This is a genomic window from Algoriphagus sp. oki45, from assembly GCF_036245605.1.
Lineage (GTDB): Bacteria > Bacteroidota > Bacteroidia > Cytophagales > Cyclobacteriaceae > Algoriphagus.
The window spans coordinates 678,225-693,829 of sequence record NZ_BTPC01000002.1 but is presented as its reverse complement, the minus strand read 5'-3'; the positions used below and the strand labels follow the sequence as shown (position 1 = coordinate 693,829).

12 protein-coding genes are annotated in these 15,605 nt (G+C 45.1%); 2 read left to right on the top strand and 10 right to left on the bottom strand.

The window, feature by feature from the left end:
- Positions 1-162: 162 nt before the first annotated feature.
- From AAA942_RS12505 to AAA942_RS12485, 5 genes are read right to left on the bottom strand one after another with little or no spacing between them, the layout of a single operon-like run.
- A complete protein-coding gene (locus AAA942_RS12505; protein WP_338220611.1) occupies positions 163-1,164 on the bottom strand; it encodes a WD40/YVTN/BNR-like repeat-containing protein in 1,002 nt (333 codons plus the stop codon).
- Entirely contained in the window at positions 1,161-2,075 is a 915-nt protein-coding gene (locus AAA942_RS12500) for a hydroxypyruvate isomerase family protein (RefSeq protein WP_338220610.1), read from the bottom strand. The genes AAA942_RS12505 and AAA942_RS12500 overlap by 4 nt, the downstream gene beginning before the upstream one ends.
- Position 2,076: 1 nt before the next feature.
- Positions 2,077-3,390 (bottom strand): Gfo/Idh/MocA family oxidoreductase, encoded by a 1,314-nt coding sequence (locus tag AAA942_RS12495; protein WP_338220609.1) that lies wholly within the window; start codon positions 3,388-3,390, stop codon positions 2,077-2,079.
- Between the two features lie 20 nt (positions 3,391-3,410).
- Complete coding sequence (locus AAA942_RS12490; RefSeq protein ID WP_338220608.1) at positions 3,411-4,367, bottom strand: formylglycine-generating enzyme family protein; 957 nt, start codon at positions 4,365-4,367, stop codon at positions 3,411-3,413.
- Positions 4,368-4,400: 33 nt separating this feature from the next.
- Positions 4,401-5,054, bottom strand: a complete 654-nt coding sequence (locus AAA942_RS12485; RefSeq protein ID WP_338220607.1) for a Tll0287-like domain-containing protein — start codon at positions 5,052-5,054, stop codon at positions 4,401-4,403.
- Positions 5,055-5,193: 139 nt separating this feature from the next.
- Between AAA942_RS12485 and AAA942_RS12480 the strand changes: the two genes are divergently transcribed.
- Positions 5,194-8,022, top strand: coding sequence for a YCF48-related protein (locus AAA942_RS12480; RefSeq protein ID WP_338220606.1), 2,829 nt, complete (start codon positions 5,194-5,196; stop codon positions 8,020-8,022).
- Between the two features lie 208 nt (positions 8,023-8,230).
- Entirely contained in the window at positions 8,231-9,469 is a 1,239-nt protein-coding gene (locus AAA942_RS12475; protein ID WP_338220605.1) for a cystathionine gamma-synthase family protein, read from the top strand.
- A 13-nt stretch (positions 9,470-9,482) separates the two neighbouring features.
- On the opposite strand, the gene AAA942_RS12470 is transcribed toward AAA942_RS12475, so the two are convergent.
- The 5 genes from AAA942_RS12470 to AAA942_RS12450 form a co-directional block, all read right to left on the bottom strand.
- Positions 9,483-10,007 carry a GNAT family N-acetyltransferase gene (locus tag AAA942_RS12470; RefSeq protein WP_338220604.1) on the bottom strand — a complete coding sequence of 175 codons (525 nt, stop codon included), beginning with the start codon at positions 10,005-10,007 and terminating at the stop codon, positions 9,483-9,485.
- A gap of 73 nt (positions 10,008-10,080) precedes the next feature.
- Positions 10,081-11,154: a peptide chain release factor 1 gene (gene prfA, locus AAA942_RS12465; RefSeq protein ID WP_338220603.1), complete on the bottom strand. Its 1,074-nt coding sequence runs from the start codon at positions 11,152-11,154 to the stop codon at positions 10,081-10,083.
- Positions 11,155-11,416: 262 nt separating this feature from the next.
- On the bottom strand, positions 11,417-13,258 hold the full coding sequence (gene glmS / locus AAA942_RS12460; protein ID WP_338220602.1) for a glutamine--fructose-6-phosphate transaminase (isomerizing): 1,842 nt from the start codon (positions 13,256-13,258) through the stop codon (positions 11,417-11,419).
- A gap of 122 nt (positions 13,259-13,380) precedes the next feature.
- Positions 13,381-14,751: a DUF4270 family protein gene (locus AAA942_RS12455; protein WP_338220601.1), complete on the bottom strand. Its 1,371-nt coding sequence runs from the start codon at positions 14,749-14,751 to the stop codon at positions 13,381-13,383.
- Entirely contained in the window at positions 14,711-15,523 is an 813-nt protein-coding gene (locus tag AAA942_RS12450) for a glycogen/starch synthase (protein ID WP_338220600.1), read from the bottom strand. The genes AAA942_RS12455 and AAA942_RS12450 overlap by 41 nt, the downstream gene beginning before the upstream one ends.
- Positions 15,524-15,605: the final 82 nt, after the last annotated feature.

Here is a 15,605-nt window from a genome sequence, read left to right as displayed (position 1 = left end):
GGTAAAAGGATTTTTTCGTTTAGACTTTAAGCTTTTTCAGAGCAGAGGATAAATATACAACCCCAAAATGATCATAACTGCAATTCTTACAGAAATGATTCATTTTTTAAATCAAAAAGGACTTTTAGGCTTAAAATTATTAATAATACCTTAAAAAACTGATCAAAAAATCAATTTACCTATCCTTCCCCCCGAACCCGACGCCCAAACTGCACCTAGATCATTGGAAGTTTTTACGGCATGAAATCCTGTCTCCGAAAAAGAAATCCAAGTAAGACCCGAATCCAGGGAATAATCCGATCCGGAAGGTCCGACTGCCACCACTAGGTTTTCCTGCTTCCAATAAGCTACCCCCGACCGATAACCGAAAGGAGAAACATCAGAAATGGTAAAACCGGATGTAGTCGACAAAACTGCATTGCCTTCTCTGGAGTCTGCCAGTGTATAATCTCCTCCCACCAAAATAAGCCCATTTTTGGCCTCTGAAATGGCAAAAACACCTTTGGCACTTTCCCCTTGGGCCATGAGATCGAGGTCCTGGACAGTCCAAGACTTATCCAGAACAGAATATCGGTGCAGACGGCTGAAAGTACCCCCAGTAGCAAAAATCACCTCCTCAGTAGTCGAAATCAAAGAGGAAGAACTTGCAGCAAATGCGGCCTCTCCATCTAATGCTGCAGGCAAATTTTCCAAAGGTCTCCAAGTCTTTCCTCTATCCGAACTCCCTAAAATCATCCACTTTCCTCCCACAGGGTCTCCCAAAACATAACCTACATCCCCCGAAAAATAGATTGCGTCAAAAAAGGCCTCTTCTCCTTCCCTATGGACTAGGTTCCAGCTTTTTCCTCCATCCTCAGTCCGGTAAATTAAAGCAGGCTGTCCGGCAGATGCTACCACAGCATGGAGCTCATCCCAAGCGTAAATGGATCGAAAATCCACCGTGTCCAAACCAGCAATAACTCCGTTTTCCCATGTTTTACCTCCATCTCTGGTCTTCAGCCAAGTGCCACCGCTTCCACTTGCCCAGCAGATTTGGTCGGAAACAGGGGAAAGCCCTCGCAGGGAAGAAGTTACAGGGGTATGAAACTCTTCCCAGCTTGGGCTTTGGCTAAAAAGAAAATTGGATATCCCGAGAAATAAGAGGCAAAATGAAAGTATTTTCATGAAATATCTACTTTCCTATAGGCCTCAATCAGGGCTAATTCTCCCTCTTTTCCAGGCTGCGCATTGCCATGCTCCATCCCCAAGATTCCATCAAAGCCCTTTGTATTCACCCACTGAAACACATTGGAATAATTGATCTCCCCGGTTCCCGGTTCTTTTCGGCCCGGATTATCCCCGATTTGGATGTAGGCGATCTCGCTCCAGGTCTTCTCCATGGTAGCAATAAGATTTCCTTCATTTCTCTGCATATGGTAGATGTCATAAAGGATCTTGCAGGATGGACTTCCTACGGCTTTACAAATCATATAGGTCTGATCCGCATGACGGAGAAAAAGGTCAGGATTATCACTCAGGGGCTCAAGAACCATAGTCAGGCCGTGAGGTTCAAATATCTCAGCGCCTCTTTTCAAAGCTTCAATCACATTGCCCGTCTGTACCCCCATGGGAAGATTTCTCTCAAAATATCCCGGCACCACAGTCATCCATTTGGCATTAACCCGCTTAGCTGCTTCCACAGAATCCCTACAGGTTTTCAGAAAAGTGTCCAAAAATTCCTGTTTGCCGGTGGTCAGTGAGACTTTCCAGTTGTCTCCTCCATCTATTACAAACACGCCCATTCTCATACCCAAGTCACTCAAGGTCTTTCCTATCAATTCCTGGTCAGCTACGGGGCGCTTCAAAAGTCCATTGTCCTCAAGTGAACGGAATCCCTGATCAGCCATAAACTTTAGCTCATCCACTATTCCTCCCGGCGCATGATTTTTAAACATGCCAAAATGAGGGGCAAAATCCATTTTGAAGGGAATTGCTTTCCTTTTTTCCTCTGCCAGCGCAGAAATACTGACCGCTCCGGCAGCACTGAAAAGAGCAGTCCCCAGCCCCATTCGTTTGATAAATCCTCTTCTTTCCATATCAGATTACTTGAGTTTTTCCAGGGATTGCATGCGGATAATATCCATCGGCATTCGGCAAAAGCTTAGGCTGGGCATCCCAGGCCAGTTTTTCTGGGAAAAGATCCACAGATCCATTCATGGCCTCATCCCAAGTCAGGACTTTACCAGAATAGGTGGCATATCTTCCCATGATAGCTGTCATGGTCGACTTGGCTGCATTTTCTGCATCGGCAAACTTATATTCTCCCTTTACCAAAGCAGCCCAAAGCTCATCGTGCTCTTGCTGATAGGGATTAGGCTGATTTTCCCGGTCATGGGTGTAAATGGAATTCCCCTTCCAATCGGTCATGATGCCGTGATTCCCTGCGCTGAGGTACACCTTTCCTTTGGTGCCTTGGAAAGTTTCGTCTACCCGGTTGGCAGCACCGGGGAAGTGTCGGCACTCCGAGTGGATTACCGAACCATCCGCATAGGTAAAAGTGAGTACATGGTGATCAAATATCTCTCCATGGTCCTTACCTGTTCGGATTTGCCGACCGCCGGTTCCTTCAGCTTTGACCGGATAGGCATTTTTTACCCAGTTGGCAATATCGATGTTATGGACATGCTGCTCCACGATATGATCCCCACAGAGCCAGTTGAAGTAGTACCAGTTTCGCATTTGGTATTCCATTTCGGTCTGCTCAGGTTTTCTCTCCCTCACCCATACACCTCCGTCATTCCAGTAGACCTGGCCACCTACGATTTCTCCGAGGGCTCCGTCATGAATTCTTTTGATGACTTCCCGGTAGTTGTTTTGATAATGGCGCTGGAGTCCAACGACCACATTGAGCTTTTTAGCCTTTGCCTCTTCGGCTGCTGCCAAAACCTTTCGGATACCCACAGCATCCGTGGCCACAGGCTTTTCCATAAAAATCTGCTTGCCCTGCTTCACCGCCTCTTCAAAATGCTGAGGTCTGAATCCCGGAGGTGCTGCTAAAATGACCACATCAGCTAGTGCAATAGCTTGCTTGTATCCCTCAAATCCCACAAACATGGTATCCGGACTTACCTTGACTTTTTCAGCTCCGTATTTGGTGGAAATGGCTTTGTAGCTATTTTCCAACCGGTCCTGAAAAGCATCGGCCATAGCCACCAATTGGATAGGATGTCCTGTCTCAAATGCCTGGAAGACTGCACCGGTTCCTCTTCCTCCACATCCAATAACGGCCAGCTTCAGGTGATTGTCCGGAGCGGCAAAAGCACCGGGTACGAGGAAAGAAGGGGCCATCATCCCACCAGTCACCAAGGCGGATGTTTTGATAAAGTCCCTTCGGGAATTCAGATTTTTCATATGTAGGTTGTTTTAGGTTGTCAATAATCAGCGATGGGTTCTTGATTGAAATAGGCCTGAATCTCAGCATCAGAAGGAGGGTTCAGGGGCCTCACTACCCGCAAACCCATAAACGGTGCCTCTGGAAACCACCATTGGCTTTTGGGAATCTGCGGGTCAATCCGTTTCCAGTACGGATCAGAAGCCGACCGGTAAGCAGATCCGATTTGATCTTCCGGTGTTTTGAAACTTCCTCCTCTCACCGAATGCGGGTATAAATTAGCCGGCTTATTTACTGGATTGTCCTTGGGTGACCTGCTGTAGAATTCAGGATCGTACTGGTCTATCGTCCACTCCTGCACATTTCCATAAATATCGTAGATCCCCCAAGGGTTCGGCTTTTTTGTTCCTACAGGATGTGTTTGGCCCCCGCTGTTGGAAGCTGTCCAAGCGTAAGATTCCAACTCTTGAATATCCTCACCGAAGAAAAATCTAGACCCAGAGCCAGCCCTTGCAGCATATTCCCACTCCGCCTCAGTGGGAAGTCTATAGAAGACTCCTGTTTTCAGATAGAGCCAATGACAAAACTGAATTGCTCCGTATTGGGTCATACCTACGGCCGGTTTCCCTTCTTTGCCCATGCCAAAAGTCATATCCAAATAGGGTAAGCTTGGCCGAGTCAGCCCGTCAACTTGGGCTTCTACTCCTCCTTCAGTCATGCTTTCTTCAAAATTTTTATCCAAAAAAAGCTCAAACAAATCCCAAGTCACTTCGTGAACTCCGATCCAAAACGGATCAATCTTGACCTCATGAGCAGGATTCTGATCTGAAAAATCAGGCGAATCAGAGCCCATTTTGAATGAACCTCCGGGGATAGGGACCATTTGAAACTCCAAAGAAGTACCGGCAATTTTCTGAGCATAGGCTTCAAAATCCAACTGATCATTGAGCCGGAAGCTCAGGAAGGAAAAAAAGACAAGAATCCAGATTTTTTTCATGGAAGAGAACAACAGTTATTTATTCGGGGGGGATCACATTCTTTTTACTACCTCTCTTTTGGGAATTCTCAGAGACCACATTCCTCTCAGATCTCCGATTTGGTGTCCTTTGGCCTGATCTTGCGGATAAAGTTCAGCCAGTTTTGCAAGGGTTTCGGAATTGATGTCTCTTCCGGGATCCCCATGGCAGCTTAAGCAAAGTCCACCGGGAATTACGATCGGTTTGGTATAAAGGAAAACCTCACCGCCTTCGATTTTTTGGATGTTGGGATCACTTTTAATTCCATTTTCCGCATTGTATTCATAGGCCTCCAAAATGGGCAGTTCCTGCGGGTCCGGCTGGTCAGCAGGGTTTCTGTACCGATTGGATGCCCGCTTGATAGCTACTCCGTGGACCTTACCTACTTCGGTGAGGATAGGAAGTGCACTTACGCTACAGAATTCAATAGCTCCGGGCACACCTTTTTCTGAAATGGCATTTTGAAGCTGGGATATTAATTCCATTTGAGCTTCTGTGGAAATCGAATCCCCCCAAATCATGGCCTCCTCCAGAATCTCTGCCTCGGAAAGCTTTTTTACCTCCATGTTTTTATTTACTTCTTCGAACACCTCTTTGGAAACTCTTTCTCCTCCTCCACAGGAGGAAAAGAACATCAAAACCACAGAATATTTTATTATTTTTCTCATAGCTACTCCAATTGTCGACTTAAATTAAGGTATTCTTAGCTTCAACCGAAACAAAAACCAAGAATAGGCGGATTTTCCGCATCAAAATATTTTTCAAGGAATTTAGGTGTAAATTCAACCCAAGAAGTATCTAGGCAACATGCGGAAATTCTACTATTTTCTATTTGTTCTGATTTTTTATGCCATAATTGGCCAAGCCCAGACGTTCACCAGAATGCAGAGCTGGGGTTTGGATTTTGAGGCTATAGCCTGGATAGATGAAAACCGGGGTTTCATCGTTGGAGAGGAATTAATTGTCTTCACAGAAGACGGGGGATTGACCTGGAAAGAGGTTTTACAGGAGTTTGATTTTCGATTCAATGATGTGATTTTTTTGAATGAAAATCTTGGATTTGCAGTAGGTGAAGCGGGAAGGATATTTCGGACTATCGACGGAGGGAATTCTTGGATTGCAGTCCAATCAGGTACAGCCAAGGATTTGCTCAGCATAGAAAAATCAGCAGAAGAAACCCTTTTTGTGGTTGGTGAAGATGGAATCGTCCTCAGGTCTGAAAATGCCGGTCAGAATTGGGCTTCTGTTGATATCGGTATCACGTCAAGTCTAAATGAGGTCACCTTCCAAGAAAATGGCTTGGGCTTTATCTGCGGTGATCAAGGCAGGATCTCCAAAACCTTAAATGGAGGAGTCAGCTGGGAAACACTTTCTACAGGCATAACGGAAGGCTTAAAGACCATTGAGATTGCTCCTTCAGGAAGGGTCTTCGCTGCTGGAGAAGGAGGTAAGATCCTTTATTCGCTGGATACAGGTAAAAACTGGACCCAGGTAATTTCCCCGGTATCGGTAGACTTTCATCAGCTGGCCATCAGTCCTCTGGATCAAAGGATTGTTGTCATCTCAGGCTCGGATAATACTATAATCCGATCCACTAACTCAGGTCAGACCTTTTCTAGAATCAACACTCCAGCCCAAGGAGTGGGAAGAAAAATCAATGATCTTTCTTTCAAGCCTCAACTGGGGGTGGTCTATGCCATTGGTCAAGACGGGTATTCCATTTTTTCAAATAATTCGGGCGGAAGTTGGGCCAACAGACTCTTGGGAAACCGCACCGATTTTCTCTCCCTTGAATTCATCACCAACACCTACGCCCTGATTGGTGGGACTCAGGGACGCTTTTTCGTGACTTCCAATTCTTTTTTTACCGTCATTGACAGATCACTGCCTGAGAAAATTACGATCCGCACCCTTGACTTTTGGAACACCAATTACGGTTTTGTTGGAGGGGACGGAGGGAAAGTATTCAGGACATCCAATGCAGGTCAAGCCTGGACCGATTTGTCCTTGCCTAGCTCACAGGCTATAAACGGTTTTCATTTATTTCTTCCGGAATTCCCCTATCTGAGCGGGGATACAGGATTGATTGGCCGATCCTCAGGTACAAGTGGCAATTCTTGGGAGCTTTTTCCACCTGAAACCACCAATACAGAACAAAGCATCAATGATATACTGGGATTTGATTTGACCAATGCAATGGCTGTCGGGGATAAAGGCTATATCAGCTTCTCGAATACAGGTTCGATTTGGACAAAAGTCGAGTCGGGAACATCTAATGATCTCCTTTTTTCCACTCAAATCAGCGATTCCTCTGCTATGGTAGTAGGGAAAAATGGCACAATTCTAAGAACAAGAGACTTGGGTAAAACTTGGAGAAAAATTGAAGTAGAGACCGAGGAGAACCTGCTCGGTGTGGACTTCTTTCAGGAAACTAATGGATTTATTGTAGGAGAAAATGGACTCATATTACTCAGTACCGATGGTGGTGAGACTTGGAGAAAAACAAATGCAGGGACGGGTAGAAACTTAAATGCTGTCTTTGCAATCAACCCGAATAGAGCATATGCTGTGGGGGATGATGGGACAGTAATCAGCTACGACTGCGTACCACCTACTGGCAGCCTGGGTGAAATATCAGGAGTAAACACATCCTGCCTTCAAACCACCACCTACAGTATTACTGAATCTCCCCAAGCCGGTTCAGAAATCCTCTGGAGAGTAGACGGTGGGGAAATTGTGAGTGGACAGGGAACATCAACTATTGAAGTAAACTGGACACTTCCGGGTAGAAATGCGGTTTTAGTCAGTAGATTTAACTTCTGCGGTGCTGGACAGACTTCTTTCCTCGAAGTTCAGGTTTCAGATATTCCTTCCAATATTACTCCCCTAGTAGGTCCAGGAAGTGTTTGTTTGGAAGATTTAACCATCTACTCACTTCCTAATCGCATCGGGGTCAACTACACTTGGACCGTGACAGGGGGAGAAGTGATCAGCGGACAGGGGACAAGTGAAATTCAAGTTCGATGGACCAGCCCCGGGCTTCAAAATATTCTTCTCATTCAGGACAACTTCTGTGGCAAATCCTCCGAATTGGCCACTCCGGTACAGGTATCGAACAGACCCGAAATACCTGCTGACATCCAGGGAGAAGCTTTAGTCGGTTTGGGTGAGCAAAGCTATGAAATCCCAATTTTACCGGGATTAGATTACAGATGGACCTTGTCCGGGGGAGGAAGAATTCTTTCCGGCCAAGGTACAGGACGAATCCAGGTGATATGGGAATCGGAAGGAGACTTCGAAGTCAGCGTGGAGGCTCAAAATGCCTGCAATTTTGGTCCCAAGCGAACACTGCCGATCAAGGTGGATATCATATCCTCTGTCTCAGGAAAAGAACCAAGTGGTGTGATCAAAATCTACCCGAATCCCAGCTTTACGGGCAATCTTACCCTTGAATCTCCCAATTTAGATCAATGGACTTTTGTGGAACTGTTTTCGACTTCAGGGAAAAAGATTCAAGAAAGACAGATTCTCAAAGGAGAACAGGTTATTTACTTGGAAAATCTACCAAGAGGGCTCCTCCTGCTGCGCTTTAGCGGTCCTCGGGGCTTCATGCAAGAAAAGATTTTGGTTTTGTGATTTTCCTTTAAAAAAATTTTAATCGGGGCGGGTGATTTTAAAACAATCCCGACCAAATTTTATTCTGCATTATAAAAATCTTTTCAATAATATTTTTAAAAAACCCGAATTTCAGTTTGTATAAGGACAAGATTCAAAACATTATTTGGATTCAGCTTTTTGTTTTATCCAAAACTTTTTCTCTCATTTGGGGCAAGATATAAGCCCAATGAACCCAAGAAATTTTCAACCCGAAAGCCTGATGATGTCCTACGGCTACAAGCCTGAGCTATCTGAAGGAGCTATAAAATGCCCGATCTTTCAAACCTCCACCTTCGTATTTAAATCCGCTCAAGAAGGGAAAGAATTTTTTGAATTGGCCTACGGGAAAAGAGAAAAAAATCCGGATGAGCAACCAGGGCTCATCTATTCAAGACTCAACAATCCCGACCTTCAAATATTGGAAGAAAGACTTTGCCTCTGGGATGGGGCCGAGAAATGTGCAGTATTCGAGAGCGGCATGTCGGCTATTTCTACTGTTCTACTTGAATTCCTCAGACCCGGTGATTCCCTACTTTACAGTATGCCCGTCTATGGTGGTACAGACCACTTTATCAATAAGGTACTTCCTCAGTACGGAATCAAGGGAATAGGTTTTACACCTAGAGATTCAAAAGAAGAAATTCTAAAAAAGGCGAGAAATAAAGGGGTAAAACTTGTCTATGTTGAAACGCCCGCCAATCCCACCAATGCCTTATTCGACTTAAACTTATGCAGGGAAATAGCCGATGAGCTAGGAACAAAAGATTCCCCAGTATATGTGGCAGTGGACAACACCTATATGGGCCCCCTTTGGCAACACCCCCTCAAGTTAGGAGCTGACCTAGTCTTGTACTCTGCCACAAAATACATCGGTGGACATTCGGATTTGATTGCGGGAGCAGTTTTGGGCAATGCCGAATTGATGCAGCGAGTCCTCACTTTACGGACTTTTTTGGGGAATATGGCAGGGCCATGGACAGGTTGGCTGTTGATGAGAAGTTTGGAGACTTTGAAAGTACGCATGACCCAGCAGGCTGAAAACGCATCCCAAGTAGCTGACTTTTTAGTAGGTCACCCCAAAGTGGAAAAAGTATATTACTTGGGCCATTTGGAGCCCGGAAGTGACCAATACCGCATCTTCAAAAACCAACTGACCAGCGCTGGAGCGATGGTTTCTTTTGACATCAAAGGTGGGGAAAAAGAGGCCTTCAAATTCTTGGATGCACTCAAACTTTTCCATTTGGCTGTTTCTCTCGGTAGTACAGAATCCCTAGCCGAACACCCTGCTACAATGACGCATAGTGATGTGAGTGAAGAAGACAGAAAAAACCTAGGAATCTCTGAAAAATTGATCCGACTATCCATCGGAGTGGAAAACTATCAAGACTTAATCTGGGATATAGAGCAGGCACTGAATCAGGTATAAAAAAAGGGATGAGTTATTCCTCATCCCTAATGACCACGTACTGGAAAATGTCTCCTATTTTCCCTCGTTTGATGTAGGCTTTTTTCAAAATAGCCTCTGGAATGTAGCCGGCTTTTTCCAGTACGCTCATGGATTCCCCGTTGAAATCATAGACTTGGGCAAAAACCCGCTCGATATCAAACTTCTCAAGGATATACTTGGTGTAAAGTTTTACCGCTTCTGTAGCAATTCCCTTTCCCCAATAGGGTTCGCCTACCCAAAAGCCCAATTCCACATTGGTTCTCAGTTCGTCTTTGCCCCGCTCGGAACCCACAGCACCGACCAGTTTTCCTTCAAATTCAATGGCAAAGTTTTGTGGGGGATTAAACTTTTGATTATGCTCTATCCAATGCCTTGCATCATGAATGGTATAAGGCTGAGGAAAGCTATCCCGAAGATTCATGGCAATCTTGGGATTGTTGGCGAGTGGATAGAGCTGATGGAAATGAGACTCATTCCAAGTGACTAAGCTGATGTCTCTTTCTCCGGCAATGATCATAAAAGTACAGCGGTTATGGGGCTTGAATAGTTCAATATAGGAGGTTTCCCTTGGTAAGACAAACGGGATTTGATTACTCAATTCCTCCTGCCTGCATTTTCTCCAAATTCTCTGCCATTCTGAGTGCAGAGATGAATTCTTCGATATGTCCGTCCATCACTTCGGGGAGATTGTACACTGTTTTGTTGATACGGTGGTCGGTGACCCGGGATTGGGGATAGTTGTAAGTTCGGATCTTGTCCGAACGGTCACCACTGCCTACCATGGATTTTCTCTGAGCCCCAACAGACTCATTGTGCTTGGCTAGCTCAATCTCATAGAGTCTGGACCGAAGTACCTTTAGGGCTTTTTCGAAGTTTTTGATCTGTGACTTTTCATCCTGACAGGTCACCACCAGCCCGGTGGGATTGTGAGTCAATCGCACAGCCGAATAGGTCGTATTGACGGATTGACCTCCTGGACCTGAAGAGCAGTAGGTATCTTTTCGGATATCATTCATGTCCAGATGCACCTCTACTTCGTCCATTTCCGGTAGTACTGCCACAGAAGCAGCAGAAGTATGCACTCGGCCTTGAGATTCGGTGGCTGGTACGCGCTGCACGCGGTGAACTCCAGATTCGTATTTAAGCATCCCATAGACATCCGCTCCGGATACCGTGGCAATGATTTCTTTGTAGCCTCCAGCTGTACCAAAAGTCAAATCAAGCACAGTCAATTTCCAGCCTTGCATTTCGCAGAAGCGCTCATACATACGAAACAGGTCTCCCGCAAAAATGGCCGCTTCATCCCCTCCAGTTCCTGCCCGGACTTCCAAAATACAGTCTTTGGAATCATTGGGATCTTTTGGAATAAGCAATTCCTTCAATTCAGCCTCCAGCTTTTCTTTCCTTTCCCGCAAGTCTTCCAGTTCCATTTTGGCCATTTCCCGGAATTCAGGGTCTTTTTCTTTGTCCAGGATCTCCTTTGAGCTGTCGATATTTTGCAGCACCAGGGAGTACTCATCGTAAGCTGCCACGATTTTTTCCAAGTCTTTGTACTCTTTGGTCAGCTTGGCATACTTGCTCATATCCGACATAGAATCCGGCAAAATGATCAATTGACCTACTTCTTCAAATCGTTCTTTAAGGGCTTGTAATTTATCGAGCATGGGCTTTTTCTTGGCTGCGCAAAAGTAAGGAAATTTATTCTTGGAGCAGAAAGAGGGAATGGGCCTCCAATGAAAAGAGGCTGTCTCATAAATCGTTTAGTTGTCAGCCTGACCCTTCGATTTCGAGACTCTCGTCTCTCAAGTGCTCAGGGTGACAGGAGTCGAAGGCCATTTCCAGCTTTCCGGACGACATTTCGACTTCGCTCAATGTGACAAACTTAACTTTTGAGACAGCCTCTATTTTTTAAACTTGAAATCGGGCTTATTCCACCGTTACTGATTTTGCCAAGTTTCTCGGTTGATCCACATTACAGCCTCTCATCACAGCGATGTGATAAGAGAAAAGCTGAAGAGGAACTACCGCGACCAAAGGGACAAAGGCTTCATGAACTTCTGGAATCTCGATCACATGGTCTGCCATAGCTTTTACCTGAGTATCACCTTCCGTGACTACAGCAATCACTTTGCCTTTTCTGGCTTTCACCTCTTGGATATTGCTCACCACTTTTTCGTAGGAACTATCTCTGGTGGCAATAAAAATCACCGGCATTTCTTCGTCAATCAAAGCAATAGGGCCGTGCTTCATCTCAGCCGCAGGATATCCCTCTGCATGGATATAGGAAATTTCCTTTAGCTTCAGCGCACCTTCCAACGCTACCGGGAAGTTGTACCCTCTACCCAAGTAGAGCATGTTGCGGGCGTCTTTGTATTCTGCGGAAATGTACTTGATCAGTTCATTGGATTGAAGCGCCTTTTCTACTTTGGAAGGGATCGCAGCCAGCTCATGAAGGAGCTGGATATATTTGTTTTCCGGTAAAGTCCCTCTTTGGTAACCCAGCTTCAAGGCCATCATGGCCAATACGGAAATTTGAGCTGTAAAGGCTTTGGTCGAGGCCACACCAATCTCAGGTCCTGCGTGGGTATAAGAACCAGCGTGAGTAGCTCGGGGAATGGATGAACCGACCACATTGCAAACTCCAAAGATGGTAGCGCCACGGGATTTGGCCAACTCAATTGCAGCCAAAGTATCTGCTGTCTCTCCGGACTGGGAAATGGCGATGACAAAGTCTTTCTCATTCACCACAGGATTTCTGTAACGGAACTCAGAGGCATATTCTACCTCCACTGGAACCCGTGCAAACTCTTCAAAAAGATACTCTGCTACCAAGCCTGCATGCCAGGAAGTTCCACAGGCAGTGATGATGATTCGCTCGGCATTCTGAAACTTATTCATGTAGTCTCTCAGGCCTCCCAACACCAGTCTTCCTGATTTCGCATCAAGCCTTCCTCTCAGACAGTCTGCGATGGACTTGGGCTGCTCGTAGATTTCCTTGAGCATGAAGTGCTCGTAACCCCCTTTTTCGATTGCCTCCAATTCCAGCTCCAACTGATTGATGTAGGGGTTGGTATGAACATTTTCGATGGTTTTGACTTGAAGCGCACCATTTCGGATCACGGCAATTTCATAATCGTCTAAGTAAACTACCTTGTTGGTGTATTCGATAATCGGGGTTGCGTCAGAAGCCAGGAAATACTCGTCTTCCCCTACTCCAATCACCAATGGAGATCCTTTTCTTGCTGCAATGAGCGTATCCGGTTCTTCCATATTGATCAGTACGATCGCATAGGCTCCGACCACTTTGTGCAGAGCCAACCTCAACGCTTCTTCAAGTGAGCATTGATTGTTGACATAGATATCTTCGATGAATTTGACAAAAACCTCGGTATCGGTCTCGCTTTGAAAAGTGTATCCCTTTTGAAGAAGGTCTTTTTTCAATACCTCGTAGTTTTCAATGATCCCATTATGAATCATCGCAAAGCGCTCGGAGGCCGAGTAATGCGGATGGGCATTGACATCATTTGGCTCTCCATGGGTAGCCCATCGAGTATGGCCGATTCCTATCTTGGATTGAAGCTGTCCATTACTCTGGAGATAATTCTCCAACTCAGCCACTTTACCTTTCTTTTTATAAACACTTAGCCCATTTTGATCCAAGAGTGCAACTCCAGCGGAGTCATAGCCTCGATACTCCAGTCTTCGAAGGCCTTTGAGAATGATAGGCAAAGCTTCCTGCTGCCCAACGTACGCAACTATTCCACACATAATGAAAAATTCTTAAAAGTTGAATTATACTTCCGCAAAGAAACAGGTTTCGTGCCAAAAAAAATAATCCACTTCCATAAAATCAGAAAGTGGATTATTGGGACTTCTTTGAAATCGATTGTTTACCTAGTTCTGGAGTAAATCACCTGAACCTTGATCTTATCCTTATTGATCTTGTATTGGCGCATGGACCTTCTAAACTCAATTCCTTGAGTTGGAGTCTCAGCAAACAATAACCAATCCTGTCGCTGAAGCTGCCCCCTAAAGATGGCATTGACATGAGAAGTAATTCGGGTCCGGTATTCTTTATTCTCCGAATCGTACTGAAGGACCGCTGCCGAGGCAAAGAAATTATTGGGTACCATATTCCCATTCTCATCCTCAATTACCTGTGGCTGTCCGTCACCTTGGACATGCAATTCATTTTTGGCCGGAAGTGAACTTAGCAAAATTCTGTTTTCAGAATCGATGAATTTCATCACCATGGCAGAAATGGGATTGTTATCCTCATCCTGTGCCTCTATAGGACCTATATTCAGATTGATCTGATTGAAAGTCACGCCACTGAGCGTATCCAAGAAAGCATCAATTGGACTGGTATCCACTTTCAGGGCCATAGCTAATCCCGATTTCATTCCGACTATTGGGCCTACATCGTAGGTTTTTCCCCGATCAACAATGACTTGTGAGGGAGTGCCTGAACGATCAGATTTCACACCATTGAAGCTTCTTGAAGAAAAGGTGGTAATGGAAAAAGCAGTAGCCGTGGTATCCCCTGCATAGTGAAAATAAAAGGTCAGGCTGGTATTTCCCCCCAATGCAACTCCAATAGAAGTATTATCCCCCTCACGAGCTTGCAACGCAAAACCTGGAAAATAATCCCTGAATTCGAAAAGAGTCTGGAATTCACGGGAATTCCTAAGTCTGACGAAGAAATCACCTGCAAAGGTCTCGTCCACAGGGAACACCAAAGTAGTATCCTTCACCTCTCCAAAGGTCGCTTCTACCTCTGCGAAAGGTGTCGTTTGGTAATCCAGCCGATCAAAATTGTAATACAGGGTATCCAAAATCGGCTCAGTAAGCTGATGAACAGAATACTTCTTGGGCTGATCGAGATTAGAACCATTGACACTGACCACGTCCAGACTGAAGAATGTCGAGTCCAAAATGGCATCGTTTCTAGGTCTGTCCTCAGTCACATCCAAAAACATTCTACTGAAGGCGGTGGCCTCAGTCACCCCAAAAAGATCATCCTGCTCATGACCTGCTAGTAAGATGGTGGAGTTGGTCGTATTGAACGAGTCCAACAGAATCATCTGGGCATCCAAAGCAAACTCCCGATAAAAAACACCGATTTGGTTATTATCAGGAGATAATTCGATACCGATCCGGGAAGGATCGCTGCAGGAAGAATTAAGGAAAATAAGGGAAATCAGGGCCATTAAGGCCCATTTAACCGGCGAGACTGGTGTAGATGCCGTATAACTCTTCATGAGCTTGCTGCTCTTCTTCAATACTGATTTCAAACTTTTTATCTTTTGAGAAATCCTCGATGAGTTGGTTTAGTTCGGCAGAGACATCCTGACCCTTGATGACCATGTCGGCATATTCCATACCCAACTTGATGAATCCGGTGAAGTCTTTGCTCTTCAAAGGTGCTAAAATAGTGTCATCTATGTCCACCATCTTAACCTTGTTTAACAAATCGTCGCCAAAGGTATGGGAAAATCCATTGGAATATATCCCAAAGACAGTTTTGGTGTCTTTAAATAGCGGATCATTTTTGTAGGTAGTCTTCAGATACATCGGAATCAGGGAAGTCATCCAGTCGTTGCAATGCACGATATCCGGAGCCCAACCGAGCTTCTTCACAGTTTCGATCACCCCTTTGCAGAAGAAAATGGCTCTCTCATCATTGTCTTCGTAGAATTTCTCCTGCTTGTCATGGAAAACGCTTTTTCTTTGGAAATAGTCTTCATTGTCAATGAAGTACACTTGAAGCTTGGCATTAGGGATGGAAGCCACCTTAATGACGAGTGGTTTTTCCTCTTCGCCTACTGCGATATTGATCCCGGAGAGCCTCACTACTTCATGAAGTCGGTTTTTTCTTTCGTTGATCAACCCAAATCTTGGAACCAAAATACGGATCTCCATTCCACGCTCTTGCATGGCTTGAGGGAGAGTTCGTAAGAAATTGGCTACTTCAGAAGTTTGTAAGAAAGGGTTGATTTCACTGGCGACGTAGAGAATACGTAGTTTGGACATACTTGTGGGATTTTAATTAAAGTGATAAACAACGGTACAAAGGTAATAAAAAAAAGCCTAAAAGCCTTGTAATTCTGGATAT

What these genes read in the sequence shown, in the direction of transcription:
- prfA (WP_338220603.1), bottom strand. Translation starts at nt 11,154, where the DNA reads ATGCTCGATAAATTACAAGCCCTTAAAGAACGATTTGAAGAAGTAGGT.
- AAA942_RS12490 (WP_338220608.1), bottom strand. Translation starts at nt 4,367, where the DNA reads ATGAAAAAAATCTGGATTCTTGTCTTTTTTTCCTTCCTGAGCTTCCGG.
- AAA942_RS12450 (WP_338220600.1), bottom strand. Translation starts at nt 15,523, where the DNA reads ATGTCCAAACTACGTATTCTCTACGTCGCCAGTGAAATCAACCCTTTC.
- AAA942_RS12480 (WP_338220606.1), top strand. Translation starts at nt 5,194, where the DNA reads ATGCGGAAATTCTACTATTTTCTATTTGTTCTGATTTTTTATGCCATA.
- AAA942_RS12455 (WP_338220601.1), bottom strand. Translation starts at nt 14,751, where the DNA reads ATGAAGAGTTATACGGCATCTACACCAGTCTCGCCGGTTAAATGGGCC.
- AAA942_RS12470 (WP_338220604.1), bottom strand. Translation starts at nt 10,007, where the DNA reads ATGATCATTGCCGGAGAAAGAGACATCAGCTTAGTCACTTGGAATGAG.
- AAA942_RS12500 (WP_338220610.1), bottom strand. Translation starts at nt 2,075, where the DNA reads ATGGAAAGAAGAGGATTTATCAAACGAATGGGGCTGGGGACTGCTCTT.
- glmS (WP_338220602.1), bottom strand. Translation starts at nt 13,258, where the DNA reads ATGTGTGGAATAGTTGCGTACGTTGGGCAGCAGGAAGCTTTGCCTATC.
- AAA942_RS12495 (WP_338220609.1), bottom strand. Translation starts at nt 3,390, where the DNA reads ATGAAAAATCTGAATTCCCGAAGGGACTTTATCAAAACATCCGCCTTG.
- AAA942_RS12485 (WP_338220607.1), bottom strand. Translation starts at nt 5,054, where the DNA reads ATGAGAAAAATAATAAAATATTCTGTGGTTTTGATGTTCTTTTCCTCC.
- AAA942_RS12475 (WP_338220605.1), top strand. Translation starts at nt 8,231, where the DNA reads ATGAACCCAAGAAATTTTCAACCCGAAAGCCTGATGATGTCCTACGGC.
- AAA942_RS12505 (WP_338220611.1), bottom strand. Translation starts at nt 1,164, where the DNA reads ATGAAAATACTTTCATTTTGCCTCTTATTTCTCGGGATATCCAATTTT.